23 protein-coding genes are annotated in these 20,455 nt (G+C 69.2%); 3 read left to right on the top strand and 20 right to left on the bottom strand.

Annotated elements, in window-relative coordinates:
* Positions 1 to 9: 9 nt before the first annotated feature.
* The 13 genes from nuoK to E1286_RS03410 form a co-directional block, all read right to left on the bottom strand.
* On the bottom strand, positions 10 to 306 hold the full coding sequence (nuoK, locus tag E1286_RS03470; RefSeq protein ID WP_132329277.1) for an NADH-quinone oxidoreductase subunit NuoK: 297 nt from the start codon (positions 304 to 306) through the stop codon (positions 10 to 12).
* Complete coding sequence (locus E1286_RS03465) at positions 303 to 1,103, bottom strand: NADH-quinone oxidoreductase subunit J (protein WP_132608810.1); 801 nt, start codon at positions 1,101 to 1,103, stop codon at positions 303 to 305. Before E1286_RS03465 ends, nuoK begins: the two co-directional genes overlap by 4 nt.
* Positions 1,096 to 1,611 (bottom strand): NADH-quinone oxidoreductase subunit NuoI, encoded by a 516-nt coding sequence (gene nuoI / locus E1286_RS03460; RefSeq protein WP_132608809.1) that lies wholly within the window; start codon positions 1,609 to 1,611, stop codon positions 1,096 to 1,098. Before nuoI ends, E1286_RS03465 begins: the two co-directional genes overlap by 8 nt.
* Complete coding sequence (nuoH, locus tag E1286_RS03455; protein ID WP_132608808.1) at positions 1,598 to 2,899, bottom strand: NADH-quinone oxidoreductase subunit NuoH; 1,302 nt, start codon at positions 2,897 to 2,899, stop codon at positions 1,598 to 1,600. Before nuoH ends, nuoI begins: the two co-directional genes overlap by 14 nt.
* Positions 2,896 to 5,271: an NADH-quinone oxidoreductase subunit G gene (locus E1286_RS03450; protein ID WP_132608807.1), complete on the bottom strand. Its 2,376-nt coding sequence runs from the start codon at positions 5,269 to 5,271 to the stop codon at positions 2,896 to 2,898. Before E1286_RS03450 ends, nuoH begins: the two co-directional genes overlap by 4 nt.
* Positions 5,268 to 6,557: an NADH-quinone oxidoreductase subunit NuoF gene (gene nuoF, locus E1286_RS03445; RefSeq protein WP_132608806.1), complete on the bottom strand. Its 1,290-nt coding sequence runs from the start codon at positions 6,555 to 6,557 to the stop codon at positions 5,268 to 5,270. The genes E1286_RS03450 and nuoF overlap by 4 nt, the downstream gene beginning before the upstream one ends.
* Positions 6,554 to 7,210: an NADH-quinone oxidoreductase subunit NuoE gene (nuoE, locus tag E1286_RS03440; RefSeq protein ID WP_132608805.1), complete on the bottom strand. Its 657-nt coding sequence runs from the start codon at positions 7,208 to 7,210 to the stop codon at positions 6,554 to 6,556. Before nuoE ends, nuoF begins: the two co-directional genes overlap by 4 nt.
* A complete protein-coding gene (locus tag E1286_RS03435; RefSeq protein ID WP_132608804.1) occupies positions 7,207 to 8,532 on the bottom strand; it encodes an NADH-quinone oxidoreductase subunit D in 1,326 nt (441 codons plus the stop codon). Before E1286_RS03435 ends, nuoE begins: the two co-directional genes overlap by 4 nt.
* A complete protein-coding gene (locus tag E1286_RS03430) occupies positions 8,529 to 9,224 on the bottom strand; it encodes an NADH-quinone oxidoreductase subunit C (RefSeq protein WP_132608803.1) in 696 nt (231 codons plus the stop codon). The genes E1286_RS03435 and E1286_RS03430 overlap by 4 nt, the downstream gene beginning before the upstream one ends.
* A complete protein-coding gene (locus tag E1286_RS03425) occupies positions 9,221 to 9,772 on the bottom strand; it encodes a NuoB/complex I 20 kDa subunit family protein (protein WP_132608802.1) in 552 nt (183 codons plus the stop codon). Before E1286_RS03425 ends, E1286_RS03430 begins: the two co-directional genes overlap by 4 nt.
* 2 nt (positions 9,773 to 9,774) lie before the next feature.
* The gene (locus E1286_RS03420) at positions 9,775 to 10,170 is read right to left on the bottom strand and encodes an NADH-quinone oxidoreductase subunit A (RefSeq protein ID WP_111175515.1); all 396 of its coding nucleotides are present in this window, start codon (positions 10,168 to 10,170) and stop codon (positions 9,775 to 9,777) included.
* Between the two features lie 64 nt (positions 10,171 to 10,234).
* The gene (locus E1286_RS03415) at positions 10,235 to 11,473 is read right to left on the bottom strand and encodes a geranylgeranyl reductase family protein (protein WP_132608801.1); all 1,239 of its coding nucleotides are present in this window, start codon (positions 11,471 to 11,473) and stop codon (positions 10,235 to 10,237) included.
* Between the two features lie 555 nt (positions 11,474 to 12,028).
* Positions 12,029 to 12,745, bottom strand: coding sequence for a demethylmenaquinone methyltransferase (locus tag E1286_RS03410; protein ID WP_132608800.1), 717 nt, complete (start codon positions 12,743 to 12,745; stop codon positions 12,029 to 12,031).
* A gap of 103 nt (positions 12,746 to 12,848) precedes the next feature.
* Here E1286_RS03410 and E1286_RS03405 point away from each other — a divergent pair, with 103 nt between their 5' ends.
* Complete coding sequence (locus tag E1286_RS03405; protein ID WP_132608799.1) at positions 12,849 to 14,054, top strand: hypothetical protein; 1,206 nt, start codon at positions 12,849 to 12,851, stop codon at positions 14,052 to 14,054.
* Here the strand turns inward: E1286_RS03405 and E1286_RS03400 are convergent.
* Positions 14,051 to 14,269, bottom strand: coding sequence for a DUF4229 domain-containing protein (locus E1286_RS03400; protein WP_132608798.1), 219 nt, complete (start codon positions 14,267 to 14,269; stop codon positions 14,051 to 14,053). The genes E1286_RS03405 and E1286_RS03400 overlap by 4 nt on opposite strands.
* Positions 14,270 to 14,525: 256 nt before the next feature.
* Here E1286_RS03400 and E1286_RS03395 point away from each other — a divergent pair, with 256 nt between their 5' ends.
* The gene (locus E1286_RS03395) at positions 14,526 to 14,747 is read left to right on the top strand and encodes a BldC family transcriptional regulator (RefSeq protein WP_026214226.1); all 222 of its coding nucleotides are present in this window, start codon (positions 14,526 to 14,528) and stop codon (positions 14,745 to 14,747) included.
* 196 nt (positions 14,748 to 14,943) lie between these two features.
* On the opposite strand, the gene E1286_RS03390 is transcribed toward E1286_RS03395, so the two are convergent.
* Both E1286_RS03390 and E1286_RS03385 read right to left on the bottom strand, forming a co-directional pair.
* Positions 14,944 to 15,186, bottom strand: coding sequence for a hypothetical protein (locus E1286_RS03390; RefSeq protein ID WP_132608797.1), 243 nt, complete (start codon positions 15,184 to 15,186; stop codon positions 14,944 to 14,946).
* A gap of 10 nt (positions 15,187 to 15,196) precedes the next feature.
* Positions 15,197 to 16,186, bottom strand: coding sequence for a hypothetical protein (locus E1286_RS03385; RefSeq protein ID WP_132608796.1), 990 nt, complete (start codon positions 16,184 to 16,186; stop codon positions 15,197 to 15,199).
* Positions 16,187 to 16,324: 138 nt separating this feature from the next.
* Here E1286_RS03385 and E1286_RS03380 point away from each other — a divergent pair, with 138 nt between their 5' ends.
* Entirely contained in the window at positions 16,325 to 16,618 is a 294-nt protein-coding gene (locus tag E1286_RS03380) for a PLD nuclease N-terminal domain-containing protein (RefSeq protein WP_132608795.1), read from the top strand.
* A 15-nt stretch (positions 16,619 to 16,633) separates the two neighbouring features.
* On the opposite strand, the gene ccsB is transcribed toward E1286_RS03380, so the two are convergent.
* The 4 genes from ccsB to E1286_RS03360 are packed head-to-tail and all read right to left on the bottom strand — an operon-like array spanning position 16,634 to position 20,426.
* Positions 16,634 to 17,590 (bottom strand): c-type cytochrome biogenesis protein CcsB, encoded by a 957-nt coding sequence (gene ccsB / locus E1286_RS03375; RefSeq protein ID WP_132608794.1) that lies wholly within the window; start codon positions 17,588 to 17,590, stop codon positions 16,634 to 16,636.
* Positions 17,580 to 19,139 carry a cytochrome c biogenesis protein ResB gene (resB, locus tag E1286_RS03370; protein ID WP_132608793.1) on the bottom strand — a complete coding sequence of 520 codons (1,560 nt, stop codon included), beginning with the start codon at positions 19,137 to 19,139 and terminating at the stop codon, positions 17,580 to 17,582. Before resB ends, ccsB begins: the two co-directional genes overlap by 11 nt.
* On the bottom strand, positions 19,139 to 19,861 hold the full coding sequence (locus E1286_RS03365; RefSeq protein ID WP_132608792.1) for a cytochrome c biogenesis CcdA family protein: 723 nt from the start codon (positions 19,859 to 19,861) through the stop codon (positions 19,139 to 19,141). Before E1286_RS03365 ends, resB begins: the two co-directional genes overlap by 1 nt.
* The gene (locus tag E1286_RS03360; protein WP_246074391.1) at positions 19,854 to 20,426 is read right to left on the bottom strand and encodes a TlpA family protein disulfide reductase; all 573 of its coding nucleotides are present in this window, start codon (positions 20,424 to 20,426) and stop codon (positions 19,854 to 19,856) included. Before E1286_RS03360 ends, E1286_RS03365 begins: the two co-directional genes overlap by 8 nt.
* Between the last annotated feature and the right edge of the window lie 29 nt (positions 20,427 to 20,455).

Below are 20,455 nucleotides of genomic sequence, written 5' to 3'. Positions count from 1 at the left end.
AGTCACCTCTTAGTACTTCAGCAGGTTGGCGTCGTCAACGGACGCGGACCTGCGGGTTCGGAAGATCGTCACAATGATGGCCAGGCCGACCACGACCTCGGCCGCGGCCACCACCATCACGAAGAACGCGATGATCTGGCCTTCCAGGTTGCCGACCTGCCTGGAGAAGGTGACGAACGCGAGGTTGCAGGCGTTGAGCATGAGCTCCACACACATGAACACCACGATCGCGTTGCGCCGGATCAGCACGCCCATGGCGCCGATGGCGAACAGCAGGCCGGAAAGGATGAGGTAGTGCGTCGTCACTTGGTCACCTCATTGCTGCTCTGCTCTGCCTCGGTCTGCGGGACGTTCTCCTCGGCCGTGTGCCGGATGGCCTCGGCGAGCTCCGGGTCCTGGGGCAGCCGGCCGTGCTCGACGTCGTAGCGCGCGATGTAGCGGTTGACCGAGGACTCGGCGGCCGAGCCGTCGGGCAGCCGCGCGGGCATGTCGACCGCGTTGTTGCGCGCGTACGTGCCGGGCCCCGGCAGCGGCGACGGGTGGTCGCCGCGGAAACGGGCGCGGGAGAGGTCCTTCTGCGTCGGCTTGTCCGTGAGCTGCTCGCGGTGCGCCAGCACCATCGCGCCGAGCGCCGCGGTGATCAGCAGCGCCGAGGTGATCTCGAACGCGAAGACGTACGTGGTGAACAGCTCGGTCGCGATCGAGCGGATGTAGCCGCCGCCCTGTTCCGTGACCGTGGTCAGCCCGACCTGCGGCGCGAAGACCACGTTGCCGATGGCCACGACGATGAGCACCACGAACCCGAGGCCCGCGAGGATCGCCCAGAAGCGCTGACCCTTGATCGTCTCGACGAACGAGTCGGACGAGTCGACGCCCACGAGCATGAGCACGAACAGGAACAGCATCATGATCGCGCCGGTGTACACGATGATCTGCACGGCGGCCAGGAACGGCGCGTCCTGCACCGCGTACAGGACCGCCAGGCAGAGCATCACCGTGCCGAGCATCAGCGCGGAGTAGACGGCCTTCCGGTTGAAGACCATGCCGAGTGCGGCGCCGACGGAGACGACGGCGAGCACCCAGAACGTGATGGTCTCACCCATTGGTCCGCCCCAGCCGGTAGTAGTCCTCTTCCGTCTCACCGAGCCGCATGGGGTGCGGCGGCTGCTCCATGCCGGGCGTCAGAGGCGCGAGGAGCATCTCCTTGGTGTAGATGAGGCTCTCGCGGTTGGTGTCGGCGAGTTCGTACTCGTTCGTCATGGTGAGCGCGCGGGTCGGGCACGCCTCGATGCAGAGCCCGCACAGGATGCACCGCAGATAGTTGATCTGGTACGTGCGCCCGTAACGCTCGCCCGGCGAGTAGCGCTCGTCCTCGGTGTTGTCCGCGCCCTCGACGAAGATCGCGTCGGCGGGACACGCCCAGGCGCACAGCTCGCACCCGACGCACTTCTCCAGCCCGTCAGGCCAGCGGTTGAGCTGGTGACGCCCGTGGAAGCGAGGAGCCGTCGGCTTCTTGACCTCCGGGTAGTTCACCGTGACGGGCTTCTTGAACATCGTGTGGAAGGTGACCCCGAAGCCCTTGACGGGGTTCAGCCAATCAGTTAGTCCCACTGGGAATCTCCTTGTGCTGCACCCCGTGGTAGTGCGGCAGGTCGAGCGGCGGCACAGGGAATCCGCCGGCCGTCGGCTCGTTGGACAGTTCCTCGAACTCGGCGTCCACCTGTGCCTTCTGCGCCTCCTTGCGCCGCTGGTTGACGGTGTCGAACCGCAGCCAGATGGCCAGCGCGCCGATCACGATCACCCCGGCGAGCCCGAGCCCGATCATCCGGTCGCCCTCGTTGACCACGAGGTTGCGCACGGCGGCCACGAGCAGGATCCAGGCCAGGTTGACCGGGATCAGCACCTTCCAGCCCAGCGACATCAACTGGTCGTAGCGCACGCGCGGCAGCGAGGCCCGCACCCACACGATGAAGCTGAAGACCAGCACGAACTTGATGAAGAACCACAACACCGGCCACCAGCCGACGTTCGCGCCCTCCCACAACGAGATCGGGAACGGCGCCCGCCAGCCGCCCAGGAAGAGCGTCACGGCGATGCCCGAGGCGGTGAAGGTGTGCAGGTACTCGCCCATCATGATCAGGGCGAACTTCAGCGACGAGGAGTACTCGGTCTGGAAGCCGCCGACCAGCTCGCCCTCACCCTCGGGCAGGTCGAACGGGATGCGGGCGGCCTCACCGAACATGCACACCACGTAGATGAGGAACGAGGGGATCAGCAGCACCGCGAACCAGGTCTGCTCCTGCGCGGCCACGATCTCCGACGTGGACAACGTCCCGGCGAACAGGAAGATCGCCACGAACGACAGGCCCATCGCGATCTCGTAGGAGACCACCTGGGCCGCCGACCGCAGACCGCCGAGCAGCGCGTACGGCGAGCGCGACGACCAGCCGGCCAGCACCACGCCGTAGACGGAGACCGCGCCCATCGCGAGCATGAACAGCACCGCGACCGGCAGGTCGACCAGCTGCAGCGGCGTCTGCACGCCGAACAGGTTGACCATCGGCGCGAACGGCACGATCGAGAACGCCAGGAACGCCGGCACCACCATGATCACCGGTGCGAGCAGGTAGAGCACCCGGTCCACGGTCGTCGGGAAGATGTCCTCCTTGAGGCCCATCTTCAGACCGTCGGCCGCGGACTGCAGGAGACCGAACTTGCCCGCCCTGTTCGGGCCGCGCCTGTTCTGCATCCAGGAGATCAGCTTGCGCTCGTACCAGACGCCGAACAGGATGCCCAGCATCAGGAAGACGAACAGCATCACGGCCTTGATGATGGTGATCCACAGCGGGTCCTTGCCGAAGTCGGCGAGGGTGGGATCGGCCGCGAGTACGTGTTTCATGAGGCGCTCCCGATGGTGACGATGTCGCCGGACACCGCGCGCAGGTCACGGGTGACCGAGCAGCCGCCGGAGTTCGCCGGCACCCAGACCACGCGGTCGGGCAGGTCGGCGACGCGCAGCGGCAGCGTCACGATGCCGCCGACGACGAGCTTGTCGCCGTCGGTGACGCCGAGCTCGGCGGCCGTGCTCTCGGAGAGCAGCGCTTCGGCGGGGCGGGCGGTGCCCGCGAGGTACGGCTCGCCGTCCTGCAGCCTGCCCTCGTCGAGCAGCTGGTGCCAGGTGGCGAGCAGCGCCTGGCCGGTCTCCGGCACCTCCGGCGAGCGGCTCAGCACGCTCGGCGCCGGGACGCGGCTGCCGCGCCAGGAGCCCAGGGTGGACAGCTCGCGCCGGACCGCCTTGGCGTCCGGCAGGGCCAGGTGGACGTCCATCCGGTCGGCCAGGTTGACGATCACGGCCAGGTCCGACTGCAGGCCGGGCACCTTCAGCGGCGCCTCGAACGAGCGGCCCCTGCCCTCCCAGTTGACGAACGTGCCGCCCTTCTCCTGCACGGCGGCCACGGGCAGCACCACGTCGGCGCGGTCGGTGACGGCGCTGGCACGGATCTCCAGGCTGACGATGAACGGCGTGTGCTCCAGCGCGTCGAGCGCCTCGCCCGGGTCGGCCAGGTCGTACGGGTCGACGCCGGCCACGACCAGCGCGTCGATCTCGCCGTCGCGGGCGGCGGCCAGGATGGCGGAGGTGTCGCGGCCCGGCGTGGCGGGCAGCGAGGCGACGTTCCACAGCCGGGCGACCTCGGCCCTGGCGGTCTCGTCGTCCACCGGGCGGCCGATCGGCAGCAGGTTGGGCAGCGCGCCGGCCTCGATCGCGCCGCGCTCACCGGCCCGGCGCGGGATCCAGGCGAGCCTGGCCTCGGAGGCGGCGGCGAGGCGGACGAGGGCGGACAGCGCACCGGGGACGGTGGCCAGTCGCTCGCCGGCGAGCACGATCGTGCCCGGGGCCAGCGTGCCGACCAGGTCGCCGATGGCGTCGGCCTCGGCGCCGGGGGCGGTGCGGATGAGCGTGCCGCCCATCTTCTCCAGCCCGGGGGTGGCGAACGGCGCGATCGCGGTGACCTTCAGGCCCTTCTTCATCCACGCCTTGCGCAGGCGCAGGAAGACGATCGGCGACTCCTCCTCGGGCTCGAACCCGACGAGCAGCACGTGGGGGGCGTTCTCGAGGTCGGCGTAGCCGATCTCGATGCCCTTGCCGGCCACCGCGTGCGCCAGGAACTGCGCCTCCTCGGCGGAGTGCGGCCTGGCGCGGAAGTCGACGTCGTTGGTGCCGAGGGCGATGCGGGCGAACTTGGCGTAGGCGTAGGCGTCCTCGACCGTGACCCGGCCGCCGACCAGCACGCCGGCCTTGCCGCGGGCGTTGGCCAGGCCCTGCGCGGCCACCATCAGCGCCTCCGGCCACGAGGTGGGCACGAGCACGCCCTCCTCGTTGCGGACCAGCGGCTGCTTGAGCCGGTCGGGCTGCGTGGCGTACGTGAACGCCCAGCGGCCCTTGTCGCAGTTCCACTCCTCGTTCACCTGCGGGTCGTCGCCCGCCAGGCGGCGGGTGACCCGGCCGCGCCGGTGGTCGGTGCGCATGCTGCAGCCGGAGGCGCAGTGCTCGCACGCGCTCGGCGTGGAGACCAGGTCGAACGGGCGGGCGCGGAAGCGGTAGGCGGCGCCGGTGAGCGCGCCGACCGGGCAGATCTGCACCGTGTTGCCGGAGAAGTAGGAGTTGAACGGCTTACCGTCGGCCGTGCGTACCTGCTCCTTCGCCCCGCGCTCGAAGAACTCGATGAGCGGGTCGCCCGCGATCTGGTCGGAGAAGCGGATGCAGCGCGCGCACTGGACGCAGCGCTCGCGGTCGAGCAGCACCTGCGTCGACAGCGGCAGCGGCTTGGGGAAGGTGCGCTTCTGCTCCTGGAACCGGGACTCGCCGCGGCCGTTGGACATGGCCTGGTTCTGCAGCGGGCACTCGCCGCCCTTGTCGCAGACCGGGCAGTCGAGCGGGTGGTTCAGCAGCAGGAACTCCATCGCCGCCCGCTGCGCCTTCTCGGCCACCGGGGACGTGAGCTGGGTCTGCACCACCATGCCCTCGGCGACCTCGATGGCGCACGACGGCTGCGGCTTGGGGAAGCCGCGGCCGTTGCCCGCGTCGGGGATGTCGACCAGGCACTGGCGGCAGTTGGCCGCCGGGTCGAGCAGCGGGTGGTCGCAGAACCTGGGGATCTGGATGCCCAGGAGCTCGGCGGCCCTGATGATCAGAGTGCCCTTGGGGACACTGACCTGGAACCCGTCGATGGTCAGGGTCACCAGGTTCGTTTCGGTCTCTACGACGGTCACTGCTCACCCCAGAGAGTGGACTTCTTCGGGTCGAACGGACAGCCGCCGATCTCGAAGTGCTTGAGGTACTCCTCGCGGAAGTACTTCACCGAGGAGTGGATCGGGCTCGTCGCGCCGTCGCCCAGCGCACAGAACGAGCGGCCCAGGATGTTGTCCGCGATGTCGGTGATCGTGGAGAGGTCCTCTTCGGTGCCCTGACCGGCCTCCAGGCGCTTGAGCACCTGCTTGAGCCAGTACGTGCCCTCGCGGCAGGGCGTGCACTTGCCGCAGGACTCGTGGGCGTAGAACTCCGTCCAGCGCAGCACCGTGCGGACCACGCAGGTGGTCTCGTCGAAGATCTGCAGCGCGCGCGTGCCGAGCATGGAGCCCTTGGCGCCGACCGCCTCGAAGTCGAGCGGCACGTCGAGGTGCTCGTCGGTGAAGATCGGCGTCGAGGAGCCGCCCGGGGTCCAGAACTTGATCCGGTGCCCCTCGCGGATGCCGCCCGCCATGTCGAGCAGCTCGCGCAGCGTGATGCCGAGCGGGGCCTCGTACTGGCCGGGGCGGGTGACGTGGCCGCTGAGCGAGAAGATGCCGAAGCCCTTGGACTTCTCGGTGCCCATCCCGGCGAACCAGTCGGCGCCCTTGCCGATGATCGAGGGAACACTCGCGATCGACTCGACGTTGTTGACGACAGTGGGCGAGGCGTACAGGCCCGCCACGGCCGGGAACGGAGGCTTGAGCCGGGGTTGACCACGGAAGCCCTCGAGCGAGTCGAGCAGTGCCGTCTCCTCGCCGCAGATGTAGGCGCCCGCGCCGCTGTGCACGACCAGCTCCAGGTCGAAGCCGGAGCCGAAGATGTCCTTGCCGAGATACCCCTTCTCGTACGCCTCCCGCACGGCCGCGTGCAGCCGGCGGATGACGTGCAGCACCTCGCCGCGCACGTAGATGAAGGCGTGGTTGGCGCGGATCGCGTACGACGTGATGATGATGCCCTCGACCAGCGAGTGCGGGTTGGCCATCATCAGCGGGATGTCCTTGCAGGTGCCCGGCTCGGACTCGTCGGCGTTGACGACCAGATAGTGCGGCTTGCCGTCGCCCTGCGGGATGAAGCCCCACTTCATGCCGGTGGGGAAGCCCGCGCCGCCGCGGCCGCGCAGGCCGGAGTCCTTCACGGCCTGGATGACCGCGTCGGGGTCCATGCCCAGGGCCTTGCGCGCCGCGGCGTACTCGCCGTAGGCGTCGATGGTGAAGGAGTCGGGCTGGTCCCAGTTGGCGGTCAGGACCGGTGTCAGCGTCGTGCTCATGCCTCGGGGGCCTTCCATCCGTTGGCCTTGGCGACCTTCAGACCCTCAAGCGACGCGCCGGCGGCCGACGGGCCCTCGCCCGCGCGCTCGTCGGGCAGGCCGGCCAGCACGCGCGAGGCCTCCTTGAAGGTGCACAGCCCGTTCGGGCCGCGCGTGGGGCGCACTTCCTTGCCGGCGCGCAGGTCGTCGACGAGCTGCTTGGCCGACTCGGGGGTCTGGTTGTCGAAGAACTCCCAGTTGACCATCATGACCGGCGCGAAGTCGCAGGCCGCGTTGCACTCGAGGCGCTCCAGCGAGATCTTGCCGTCGCCGGTCGCCTCCTCGTGGCCGACGCCGACGTGCTCCGACAGCTCTTCCCAGATCTGGTCGCCGCCCATGACCGCGCACAGCGCGTTGATGCACACCCCGACGTGGTAGTCACCGGCGGGCTTGCGCTTGTACATGGTGTAGAAGGTCGCCACGCCGGTGACCTCGGCCTTGCTGAGGCCCAGCATCTCGGCGCAGAACTCCTGCCCGTCGTCGGAGACGTAACCGTCCTCCGACTGCACGAGGTGGAGCAGCGGCAGCAGGGCGGACCGCGTCTTCGGGTAGCGGCCGATGATCTCCTTGGCGTCCTGCTCCAGACGCTCACGGACTTCCGGTGAGTAAGTCACCGGTCCACACCTCCCATGACGGGGTCGATAGAAGCCACCGCGGCGATCACGTCGGCGACCTGGCCGCCCTCCGCCATCGCGGGGAAGGCCTGCAGGTTGCAGAAGGACGGCTCGCGGAAGTGCACGCGGAAGGGGCGGGTGCCACCGTCGCTGACCACGTGGGCGCCGAGCTCGCCCTTGGGCGACTCGATGCTGGCGTACGCCTGCCCGGCCGGCACCCGGAACCCCTCGGTCACCAGCTTGAAGTGGTGGATGAGGGCCTCCATCGAGGTGCCCATGATGTGGGCGATGTGGTCGGGCGAGTTGCCGAACCCGTCGGGGCCGAGCGCGAGCTGCGCGGGCCAGCCGATCTTCTTGTCCTCGATCATCACCGGGTCGCCCTTGAGCGGACCGGCGATCCGGTCCAGGGCCTGCTCGATGATCTTGAGGGACTCCTCCATCTCCTTCATGCGCACGAGGTAGCGCGAGTACACGTCGCAGCCGCGCTCGGTGGCGACGTCGAACTCGTAGGTCTCGTAACCGCAGTAGGGCTGCGACTTGCGCAGGTCCCACGGCAGGCCGGCGGCGCGCAGGATCGGGCCGGTGACGCCGAGCGCCATGCAGCCGGTCAGGTCGAGGTAGGCCACGTCCTTCGTACGGCGCACGTAGACCGGGTTGGCGTCGAGGAGCTTGCGGATGTCCTTGATCCGCTTGGGCATCTCCTTGAGGAACTCGCCGACCTTGTCGACCGCGCCCGCGGGCAGGTCGACGCTCACGCCGCCCGGCCTGACGTAGGCGTGGTTCATGCGCAGACCCGTGATGTACTCGAACAGGTCCATGATCAGCTCGCGGTCGCGGTAGCCGAACAGGAACGGCGTGGTCGCGCCCAGCTCCATGCCGAACGTGCCCATGGCCACCAGGTGCGAGGAGATGCGGTTGAGCTCCATCATCATCACGCGGATGGCCTGCGCCCGCTCGGGGATGCGGTCGGTGATGCCGAGCAGCTTCTCCACGCCCATGCTGTAGGCGGTCTCGTTGAAGATCGGCGAGAGATAGTCCATGCGGGTCACGAACGTGGTGCCCTGCGTCCACGTCCGGAATTCCATGTTCTTCTCGATGCCGGTGTGCAGGTAGCCGATGACGCCGCGCGCCTCGGTCACCGTCTCGCCGTCGAGCGTCAGCACCAGCCGGAGCACGCCGTGCGTGGACGGGTGCTGGGGGCCCATGTTGACGACGAGCCGCTCTTCTTCCGTCTCGCGCACGCCGGCCACGACCTGGTCCCAGTCGGCGCCGTTGACCGAGTAGACCTTGCCCTCGGTGGCCTCGTCATAAGCGGTGCTCACGAGTAGCTCCTCCTGTGGTCGGGCGACGGGATGGTGGCGCCGCGGTATTCGACCGGGATGCCGCCGAGCGGGTAGTCCTTCCGCTGGGGGTGACCCTCCCAGTCGTCCGGCATCATGATCCGGGTGAGCGCGGGGTGACCGTCGAAGATGATCCCGAAGAAGTCGTACGTCTCACGCTCATGCCAGTCGTGACCAGGGTAAACGCCCACGGTCGATGGAATGTGCGGGTCGGCGTCCGGGCAGCTCACCTCCAGGCGCACGCGCCTGTTGTGGGTGATCGAGCACAGGTGGTAGACCGCGTGCAGCTCCTCGCCCGTCAGGTGCGGGTAGTGCACCCCGGAGACGCCGAGCGACAGCTCGAAGCGCAGGGCGGGGTCGTCGCGCATCTTCTGGCTGACCTCGACGAGGCGCTCGCGCTTGACGTGCAGGGTCAGCTCGCCGCGGTCGACGACCACGCGCTCGATCGCGTCGTCGAGCGCCAGGGCGTCGACGACCTCGTCGAAGTAGCTCCCGTACGGGCGGGGCGTCGAGATCTGCGGCGGGCGGCGGACGACGAGCCCGCCGTAGCCGGAGGTGTCACCGGAGTCCGTGGCGCCGAACATGCCCTGCCGGGCGATCGGCGGCTCCTGCGCCGCCGGCACCTCGGGGACCTGCGCGTCCGGGACCTCGGGGAGGTTGTCGGGCGAGGTCACTTCGCGGCCCCCTGGTCGATCAGCGGCAGCGTGCGCAGCGCCTGCAGCTCGAGCTCCTCGATCTGCTTGGCGCGGTGCGCGCCGAACTTCATGTTCTGGATCTTGTCGTGCAGCTTCACGATCGCGTCGATCAGCATCTCGGGCCGCGGCGGGCAGCCGGGCAGGTAGATGTCGACCGGGACGACGTGGTCGACGCCCTGCACGATGGCGTAGTTGTTGAACATGCCGCCGCTGGAGGCGCACACGCCCATGGAGATGACCCACTTGGGCTCGGCCATCTGGTCGTAGATCTGACGCAGCACCGGCGCCATCTTCTGCGACACGCGACCGGCCACGATCATCAGGTCGGCCTGACGGGGAGACGCCGAAGCGCGCTCCATGCCGAAGCGCGCGAGGTCGTAGTGGGGGCCGCCGGTGGCCATCAGCTCGATGGCGCAGCACGCGAGGCCGAACGTGGCCGGCCACACGGAGTTCTTCCGCGCCCACCCGGCGGCCGCTTCGACCGTGCTGAGGATGAACCCGCTGGGGAGTTTCTCTTCAAGTCCCATTTTCAGTCCCAGTCCAGACCCTTGCGGCGCCACACGTACGCGTAGGCGACGAGCACGGTGACGATGAACAGCAGCATCTCGACGAGCGCGAACAATCCGAGGCCCGAAGAGAGCACGCGGCCGAGGTCGTCCGTCTGCGGAGCGAACGAGACGGCCCACGGGTAGAGGAAGATGATCTCGATGTCGAAGACGATGAAGAGCATCGCCGTGACCATGTATTTGAGCGGGAACCGTCCACCACCGACAGGCTGGGGCGTCGGCTCGATGCCGCATTCATAGGCGTCGAGCTTGGCGCGGTTCCAGCGCTTGGGACCGGTGAAGGGAGCGATGGCGACCGAGAAGATCGCGAAGCCCCCCGCGAGAACGGCGAGCACCAGGATGGGCACGTAAAGGTCCATCGCTACGCCTCCTCCGGAGTCGCCGCGCGCGCGGGCGCGCAGCCGGATCTGTCAGTTCTGAGATTCATGCTGGTGGCGCGACCTTCGAGAGTGCGTTAATGATCAAGTCCGACGCATCGCCTCGCCGGTCCGTGAGGTTACCAAGGAGTTTGAGCGCGAAGCGCATCAGCCTTGGATGGGGTAGCCCGTGCCTGGTGCCGAAGCTCATGACACCGGGCTTCCCGATCGCCTCGACGAACCACCTGCCGAGGGTGAAGTATCCGCCGTAGGCGTCCTTCAGCACCTGGGGGTAGGTCCGCAAGATCCGCTCCCGCTGGGCGGGTGTGGTGCCCTTGAGAGCCTTGGCGATGATCTCGGCGGCGATCTCTCCGGTCTCCATGGCGTAGGCGATGCCCTCGCCGTTGAACGGGTTGATCGACCCGCCGGAGTCTCCCACGAGCATCAGGCCGCGCGTGTAGTGGGGTTGCCGGTTGAAGGCCATCGGGAGCGCGGCGCCGCGGATCGGGCCCGTCATGTTCTCCTGGGTGAAGCCCCACTCCTCGGGCATCGACCGGCACCAGCGCCGCAGCAGGTCGCGGTAGTCGATGTTCTTGAACTGCTCGCTCGTGTTGAGCAGCCCGAGACCCACGTTGGCGGTGCCGTCACCGACGCCGAAGATCCAGCCGTAGCCGGGCAGCAGCGTGTCGGCGTCCCACAGCTCCAGCCAGATCTCGAGGTAGTCGTCGTCGTGGCGCGGGCTGTCGAAGTACGTGCGCACGGCCACGCCCATCGGGCGGTCCTCCCGCTTGTGCAGGCCCATGCCGAGGGCCAGGCGGGTGCTGTTGCCGTCGGCGGCGACGACCACGCGGCTGCGGAACTCGCGGCCGTCCTTGGTGGTGACGCCCACGATGTGGCCGCTGCGGTCGTCGAGGATCGGGCCGGTGACGGTGACGCCCTCCATGAGCCGCGCGCCGTTCTTGACGGCGTGGGCGGCCATGATCTGGTCGAAGTCCTGGCGCGTGCGGACGAGGCCGAAGTCGGGGAAGCGGTCGAGCTGCGGCCAGTCGAGCTCGAAGCGCATGCCGCCGCCGGCGATGCGCAGGCCCTTGTTCCTGACCCAACCGGGAGCGTCGACGTCGACGCCCATGTTGAGCAGCTGCTTGACGGCGCGCGGGGTCAGGCCGTCGCCGCAGACCTTCTCCCTGGGGAACCTGGTCTTCTCCAGCACCAGGACGTCGAGCCCGGCGGCGGCCAGGTAGAAGGCGCTCGCGGAGCCGGCCGGCCCTGCGCCGACGACGATGACGTCGGCGTCAACGGCGCTCATGATCGCGCCCGCTTCACCATGGGTGCGCCTGTACAGCGCTGTCTCGCGGCGGGCTCGTGCGCCTGGCGGGCGGCTGTTGGCACGGTCACTGGACTGTCCTGTCCCTACACGCTCCGAAGGCCTCGGGGTTTGGCGCCTTCGTTCCTTTGTGAACCCCTTCACAAACTTATCGGCCAGCAGTCTACTGCTTTTGCTGTACAAAGTGGCAGTCGGGGGGCTGGATCGTGATCAGAGGGGATGGCGTGTCGCCTGTGCCAGGCCATCATGATCATCTTTCGGGCCGCCTCGGTTCGGCGCGTCCGCGGAGCGTACGGCGGGCCGCGCCGGGCGGGTCCGCTTCACGTCGGGGACCCGCCCGGCCCGGCGGCGCCGATTGATTTCGCCGGGCGCGCCCGCTTTCGGTTATCCCCGAGCGCGACGGCCATCCGGAAAATGATTGGCTTTTCAACTAGAGACGAGGACTCGCCGTCACGGCGGGAAATTCCGCGCGTCGGCATGTCCGCCCCGGTAATACGGCCTGCCGGAAAAGAAGATTGTCGCCGAACCGCGAAAACCTCAGGCGGGCTTGAAGCCGCGATGCAGCGCGACGATCCCCATCGTGAGGTTGCGCCAGGCGACGCGTTCCCAACCGGCCTGCTGGATGGTGCGCGCCAGCGTCGCCTGGTCGGGCCAGTCTCTGATCGACTCGGCCAGGTATTCGTAGGAGTCGTCGTTGGATCCGAACACCCTGGCCATCTTCGGCAGCAGCTTCATCAGATATTCGCGATAGACCAGATCGAACGGCGCGAACGTCACGTGCGAGAACTCGAGGATCACCAGACGCCCGCCCGGCTTGGTCACCCGCAGCATCTCGCGCAGCGCCTGCGCGGTGTCGTGGACGTTGCGCAGCGCGACCGAGATCGTCACCGCGTCGAACGCCTCGTCGGCGAAGGGCAGCCGCAGCGCGTCGCCCGCGACGAAGGGCACGCCCTCACCGGTCAGCGCGTTGCCGCCGTGGCGGCGCACGCCGGTGCGGAGCATGCCGAGCGAGAAGTCGGAGGCGATCGCCCGCGCGCCCAGCGTGGTGAACGCGTCGGTCGAGGTGCCGGTGCCGGCCCCCAGGTCGAGGACGACCTCGCCGGGCCCCGCGTCGACGGCGGCGGCCACCGCCTTGCGCCAGAGCCTGACCTGGCCCAGCGAGATCACGTCATTGACCAAGTCGTAGCGCCGGGCGGTGCGATCGAACATCGCGGCGACCTCATCCGGCTGTTTGTCCAACTGAGCGCGCGTCATGCCGACAGCCTATGGGGGCCGCGTCCCGGCCACGTCCCTTGCTATCAGGACAATCAACGGAAAGTAGCCACGACACTACGCAACGTCTGCTAGAAATTGGCGAATGCTTGCTCGTGTCGCCCTTGCGGCGTTCCTCGCCTCGGCCCCCGTCGCGCACACCCGCGTCGTCGCGGCCAACCCGGTCGACAACACGCCCCACGTGCTCGACGGCATCGTCAACGCCATCACCGTCGTCGGCCGCACCGTCGTCGTCGGCGGCTCGTTCAGCGAAGTGAGCGACGCCTCCCGCCGCACCGTCCACGCGCGGGCCAACCTCTTCGCCTACGACCTGAACACCGGCCGCATCCTGCCGGGCTTCGCGCCCAACGTGGGCGGCACCGTCCACGCGCTGGAGCCCGGCGACGGCGGCACCGTCTACGTCGGCGGCGACTTCTGGGGCGTCAACCACCGCGCGCCGCGGGCGCTGGCCCAGCTGCGCCTGACGGACGGCGCGACCGTGGCCGGCTTCGCGCCGCGCATCGGCGGCGGCATGGTCGCGACGCTGGCCAGGCAGGGCTCCCGGCTCTACGCCGGCGGCGACTTCGTCAGCCCGCGCACCGCCCTGGCCAGGCTCGACGCGGCCACGGGCGCGCTCGACCCGACGTTCACCGTGACGCCGGGCAAGTCGCTGTCGTCGCGGGTGAAGGTCTACGCGATGGCGCTCTCACGCGACCGGCTGGCGGTGGACGGCTCGTTCACCACGCTCGACGGCAAGCCGAGGCCGCAGGTCGGGCTCATCGACGTCAGCGGGCACACGGCCAAGGTCGCCCCCTGGCGGACCGACGCGTACGCCCGCAAGTGCGACGAGGCGTTCCCCTCGTACGTCCGGGGCATCGACTTCTCCCCCGACGGGCGTTATTTCGCGGTGGTCACCACAGGCGGCACCAAGAGCGGTATGTGCGACACGACCGCCAGGTTCGAGACCTACGCCAAGGGCTCGGCCGTCAAGCCGACCTGGGTCAACCACACCGGCGGCGACTCGCTCTACTCCGTCGCCGTGACCGGGGCCGCGGTCTACGTCGGCGGCCACCAGCGCTGGCTGGACAATCCGAAGGGCCGTGACTCGGCCGGCCCTGGCGCGGTGGCGCGGCCGGGCATCGGGGCGATTCATCCCCGCACCGGAAAGGCCCTGAGTTGGAATCCGGGGCGGGAGCGCGGCATCGGCGTGAAGGCGTTTTACACCCACAGTCGCGGACTGCTTGTGGGTAGCGACACCACGCGGCTGGGACGGGAGTACCATGCGCGGATTGGCATGTTCCCCCTGCCCTAGTCGCTTTGCGGCTTCGGTCGGTCGATCTTGCTGCTGATGCGTTCGCTCACAGCGTCACGCTGTTTGGACAGCAGGACGTAGCTCGCCACCCCGCTGATCACAAACGACGCGATGATCAGCACGAAGGGGTTATGCAGGCCGAGCAGCAACAGCACCAAGAGGGTCACGCCAAACAGGCCGATCCGGCACAGTGTGTAAACGAGAACGGGACGCACACGTCGAGGTTACTCGGACCCGTGCACAGGTCGCTCTTCGCACCGAACGCGAGCACTGCTACTGTTCCCAGTTAGGGAGTTTCGTAAAGAAACACCCACGAGAGCCCCAAAGAGGCTCTATCATATAACAATCGGGCAGTCAGCTGATAACAACCCGTGATCTTTGTAGAAAACCACGGATAAATCAGGCTTCGCTCGACACACTGGTTACCTGTCCGCCCGCTGGCAGGAAGCGGGATGCGAGGGGGAGAGATTGGTGGAGAGTAGCAGCGAGCGTCTGCTGACCCCAGGAGAGGTTGCCGCCCTCTTCCGGGTAGACCCAAAGACGGTTACACGCTGGGCAGCGGCAGGCCGCATCAGCAGTATCCGCACCCCCGGAGGGCACCGGCGCTTCCGCGAATCGGAAGTGCACGCCCTTCTCCGAGGCGAGGACGTTCTCACGGCCGACAGGCCTGCAGGTGAGTCCCCGCGCGTCTGACGTTCCGTCCAGCAGGTGATCCCGCGTCGGCGGGCCGTGCACAACGGTCCCGCCGCACGGGAGCAGCCACTGTCCCAGGATCACCGCTGGCGGGACCACTGTTCGTGTGCTTCCCGGCCACCACACCTCCGTACGGTGGAGCACGGGGCGGCGCCAACCGCCGACCGTGGCTGGCGCCTGTCCGGGTCCCTCTCGATCAGGCGTCTTCCTGCTCGGCCTTGTAGGCCAGGAACTCACGCTCGAGCTCGTCGTTCTCCTCCTCCCAGCGCCGGCGGCGCACCTGCGCCTCCTCCTCGGTCAGCGACTCCGGCAGCCACTGCTCGTAGTCGGGATCGCCGGGCTGGACCTCCACGTACGCGTTGCCGATCAGACGCCCGTCCTCGCTGGTCAGGCTCCGCGGCACGCGAAGGGTCCCGTCCGCGAGCCGGATGACGTACATGGCCGATCACCTAGATTCCGTAGCGCCGGTTGAAGAACAGCATGATGTCGAGCGCCATACGCGTGTCGCCCCCGAGCATGTCCACGAGGGCCGGGCGCTGGCGGGAGGCGATGGCGGCGAAGGCGTCGGCGAAGAACTCCTTGCGGCCGAGCCCGCCTCGCTGGCGGTGGAACGACGAGGCCAGCAGCGGCAGGGCCGCCTCGTAGAGCCGGACGAACTCCGGCGAGTCCGAGACCCACGTGCCGTGCGCCGCGTCGATGTCGTCGATGGCGTGGCCGACCTCGTGCATCATCACGTCCGGCGTGGGTGAGGGCCGGTCCCCCACGACGATCTTGCGGTCGCCGTAGGCGCCCGCGCAGATGTCCCAGGTCGCGCGGCCCGACGGGAGCGGCGCGCCGCGTAAGTAGCCCATGTCGTCGAGGTCGGGGACGCCGCCCGCGCCGACGTAGATGCCCTCCAGCCCGTCGGCCAGCTTGTCCTTGAGCCGGTCGGGCAGCCGGGCCAGGCTCTCCACGGCGTGCACGACCTCGGGCGGCGGCGGGCCCAGCTGGGCGTCCCACTGCCGGTGCAGGACCTCCTCCAGCCGGCCGCAGTGGCGCAGGCCGTCGCCCAGCGAAGGGGCCTCCGGCCGGTGCGGCCGGGCTTCCGCCGGCCGGTCGTCGAGCTCGAAGTCGTACCAGGTGTAGCCGGGGCGCTCGGTCACGGCCGCGGACAGCCGCTCGCGGCGCTCGCGGGGAGCGTCCCAGCCGACCCGCCGCCGTTCAGGGGGTTCTACCGCGGGACGGGCGCCGTTCAGCTCGCTCTCGCGCGGCCGGCGGCGCTGCTCCGGACCACCGCGCCCGCGCCCCGCCGTGCGCGCCTCCTGGCGCCTCTCACGGACGCTGGACCAGAACGAACGGTCGGCCTCGGGGGGCGCCTCGGTGCGGCGCGAGAACAGGTACGATCCACGCCGCCACCAACGACCGCGCCGATGTCGCCCTTTGTCCTGAGAAAAGGCCATCGCCACCTCTCCACGCCTCTGGAGCCCCGTGGACACCGCCGCATGGGTTTCCACCGTACGACGTGGATCTTCCGGTAGTAACCCGAAATGGGACATCGGACCGCACGATCAGTCCTGTGCATGGCTTACAGTTCGGGCATGGCAGGTGTTCTCATCGGACTGGCTCTGCTGGCCTTCTGGCTTTTCTCCCTCTTCGACGTGGTGACGACACCCGAAGACGAGGTACGGAACGTACCAAAAGCCCTCTGGATTCTCATCGTCGTTCTGATCCCGCTGCTCGGCGGCATGGTGTGGATGGCCCGCGGCCGTCCGCGGGCGCCGCGGCAGGCGTGGCCGGTCACCCCTGGCCCGGGCATGCCGAAAGGGCCCGACGACGACCCCGATTTCCTCCGCGACCTCGAGCGCCGCATGCGCGGCGACGACGTGAGCTGACCCCTCCCCCAGGGGTCAGTCGACGTCGGCGTAGCTGTGCAGGCCGTCGATGAAGATGTTGACCCCGATCAGGTTGAACAGCAGGCAACCGAACGCCACGAGCTGCACGATCGTCGCCGCCCGGCCCTTCCAACCGGCCGTCGCCTTCGCGTGGAGGTAGGCGGCGTAGGCGACCCAGGTGATGAACGACCAGACCTCCTTCGGGTCCCACCCCCAGTAACGCCCCCACGCCCGGTCCGCCCAGAGCGCGCCCGCGATGACGGCGAACGTCCACAGCGGGAACGCGAAGACGATCGCCCGGTGGGCCACCCGCTCCAGATCGGCCCGTGACGGCAGGCGCGACATCCCGTCACCGCGCACGAGGTAAAGGATGCCGGTCACGCCCGCCAGCGTCAGCAGGCCACTGGCCACGATCGCGGCGGTGACGTGAATGGCGATCCAGTACGAGTCGAGCGCCGGCACCACCGGACCGGCCGCGGTGTAGAAGATCTTCGAGGCCAGGCCGAGCCCCAGCGCGGCGGTCACCATGACGAAGCCGCCGAGGAACCGTACGTTGTGGCGGAGCTGGGTGGCGAGGAACGCGGTCACGGCGGCGAAGGAGATCGCGACCACGAACTCGTACATGTTGCCCCACGGCCATCGGCCGACGGCGAGGCCGCGGGTGACGATGGCGGCGAGGTTGGCGACCCAGCCGACCCAGGCCAGTACGAGGCCGGCCGTCCCGGCCACCGCGGCGAGACGCGGCGGCTCGGGCGCGACGGGCACGGACGTGCTCCCGGTCTCCGGAAGCACGTCGGCCCCTGACGCGCCGACCGCGACCGGCTGCCTGGCGGCGCTCTTCGCGACCGCCTTGCCCGGTCGGACGCGACCGAAGGCCAGGTCCATCGCGAAAGCCACCATGGCGACGACGTAGAGCAGAACCGCGGCGACGACGAAAAGGTCGCTCACCTCGGCGAGTTGCTCAGCGGACATCCTTGTCTCCTGCTGATAGAACCTGGACGATCTCGGCGAACTCCTCGGTGAAGCCCGCCGCGGAGCCCTCCGTACGGGTCAGCCCACCCACGTCGACCCTGCCTTCGCCGACGCGGACGAAGACCCTGCGGCGGCGGATCATGAGCGAGGCCGCGATGGCGACGACGGCCGCGGCGGCGGACACCAGTGCGGGCACGCGTCCGGGGTCGTAGGCCGTCTGGAGCGTGATCCACTGCTTGACGCCGGTGAACTCGAGCTTGCCGAGGCCGTCGGGCAGCTGCACCGACTGGCCCACGGCCAGCGGCTTGGGCACGTCGTCACCCATGAGCAGCGGCTTGAGCTTCTTCATGTCCTCGGGCTCGGCCAGCGTGTAGACCGACTGCGGCTCGCCGGAGCGCATGCCGAGGTCGCCGGTGAAGGCGCCGAGGACCTGCACCTCGGGGTTGAGCTCCCCGGGGAAGGCAGAGGCGTATCGGCCGTCGACCAGCGGGACGCTGGTGGGCAGGAACTGCAGCAGGAACCCCAGCTGCCCCGGCTTCGCGTCGGGCACCTTGACCACGCAGCCCGAGGTCATCGTGGCCTTCTCCTCGATCAGGCAGGGCACGGCGCCCTCGAAGGCCACCTGCCCCTCCCCGTCGGTGACCCTGAAGAGGGGCGCGTAGCCGTTGCCGATGAGGTACGTCTGCGTACCGTTGATCTCCAGCGGCTCGTTGACCTTGAGCGCGTAGTCGCGGGCGGGCGCCTGCGGCGAGTCGTTGACCTTGAGGTGGGCGGTGTAGTCGAGCGCCTGCCCCCGCTTGTCGCCGGTCACCTGGTAGGCCACGTCGAACTTGTCGAGCGTGAACGAGAACGGCTCCAGCGACTCGGCCGACACCTGGTTGCCCGGCATGAACCGGTCGTAGGCGGCCACGGTGTTGGCGAAACCGTCCCCCTCGACGACCAGGACGTTGCCGCGGTAGCCGAAGAGGGAGCCGGAGCCGATCGCGAGCAGGATGCCCAGCAGGGCGACGTGGAAGACGAGGTTGCCGGTCTCGCGCAGATAGCCCTTCTCGGCCGAGATCCAGCCGTCGCCGGTCACGACGCGGAAGCGCATCTTCCGCAGCCGGCGGGCGGCCTCCTCGACGCTCAGCTCGCCCTCGAAGGAGGCCGAGTGGGGCAGGCGTGACAGGCGCTTGGGCGCGGCGGGCGGCTTGCGGCGCACCTCGCGCAGGTAGACCGCGGTGCGCGGGATGATGCAGCCGATCAGCGAGGTGAACAGCAGCAGGTAGACCGCCGCGAACCAGACGGAGGTGAACACCTCGAAGAGCTGGAAGCGGTCGTACCACTCGGCCAGCGTCGGGTTCTGCTCGTAGAGCCGGGCGACCTTGTCGGGGTCGACGCCGCGCTGCGGCACCAGCGAGCCGGGCACGGAGCCCAGCGCCAGCAGGAACAGCAGGATCAGCGCCGTCTTCATCGAGGTGAGCGTGCGCCAGGTCCAGCGCAGCCAGCCCACCGGGCCGAGCGCCGCCTGCTGGGGTGCCTGCTTCTTCGCCAACTCCTGGACGCTCATCAGATCACCGGCTCGAAGGCGCCGATCAGTCCTTGCATGGCCGCGATCATCTCTCCCCAGAGCCCGCTCACCAGCAGCACGCCGACGGCCACCATCATGCCGCCGCCGATGCGGGTGATCAGGCGCGAGTGCTTGCGGATGGCGCGGAAGGTGCGCAGAGCCCTGCTGTAGGCCAGCGCCGCGGCCACGAACGGCAGCCCGAGCCCCAGGGCGTACGCGACGGCCAGGAGGGCGCCCCGTGCGGCGCTGCCCTCGTTGAGCCCGAGCGCCAGCACGACCGCCAGGGTGGGGCCGATGCAGGGCGTCCAGCCGAGACCGAACACGACGCCGAGCAGCGGCGCGCCCGCGAGGCCCGCGGCCGGGACGCGATGGATGCGCACGTCGCGCATCAGCCCCGGCAGCACGCCGAGGAACGCCAGCCCGAGCAGGATGGTGAGCACGCCGAGGACGCGCGTGATGACGTCGGCGTTGCCCAGCATGACCGAGCCGAGGCCGCCGAACAGCGCCCCGCTGAGCACGAACACCAGCCCGAACCCGGCCACGAACAGCGCCGTCCCGAGCACCAGCCGCCCCCGCTTGGGGTCGGCGCTCATGCCGGTGACGTACGACAGATAGCCCGGCACCAGCGGCAGCACGCACGGCGACAGGAACGACACCACCCCGGCCAGCACCGCGATCGGCACGGCGAGCAGCAGCGAGCCCGAGGCGACGACGTCACTCATCGCGCACCTTGGTCACCGTGTCGTACAGGTCGGTGTACTTGACCGCGCCCAGCGCCCTGGCCGCGATGCGGCCCTGCTTGTCGATGACCAGCGTGGACGGGATGGCCGCGGGCGGCACCGTGCCCTGGAACGCCAGCGCGACCTTGCCGGGCTGGTCGAAGATGTGGGGGTAGCCGGTCTGCTCGTTGCGCTCGAACGCCTTGGCGTCGGCCTGGCGGTCCTTGAAGTCGACGCCGAGGAACTGCACCCCGGCGTCCTTCGTCTTGGCCGCGACCTCCTTGAGCACCGGCGCCTCGGCCCGGCACGGGCCGCACCAGGAGGCCCAGAAGTTGAGCACGACGACCTTGCCCTTGTGCGCGGCGAGGGAGGCGGTGGAGCCGTCGAGGGTCGGCCCTTCGACGGGCGGCGCGGGCTTGCGCTCGGCCACCTCGAACACCTGCATCTTCCCGTCGCCCGCGACGAACCGGGTGTCGCCCGCCTGCGGCTGGCCGCTCTGGCCGTCGGCACAGCCCCCGACCAGCGCGGAGGCGGCCAGAAGAATGAGGGAGAGTGACTTGGCGCGCACGGAGGAAGATCTCCTTGTACTACAAGCGG

It is taken from the genome of Nonomuraea terrae (genome assembly GCF_004348995.1).
In the GTDB taxonomy this organism is placed as follows: Bacteria; Actinomycetota; Actinomycetes; order Streptosporangiales; family Streptosporangiaceae; genus Nonomuraea; species Nonomuraea terrae.
Note: the sequence above shows the minus strand (reverse complement) of the source record. Positions and strands in the feature narration are given on the sequence as shown.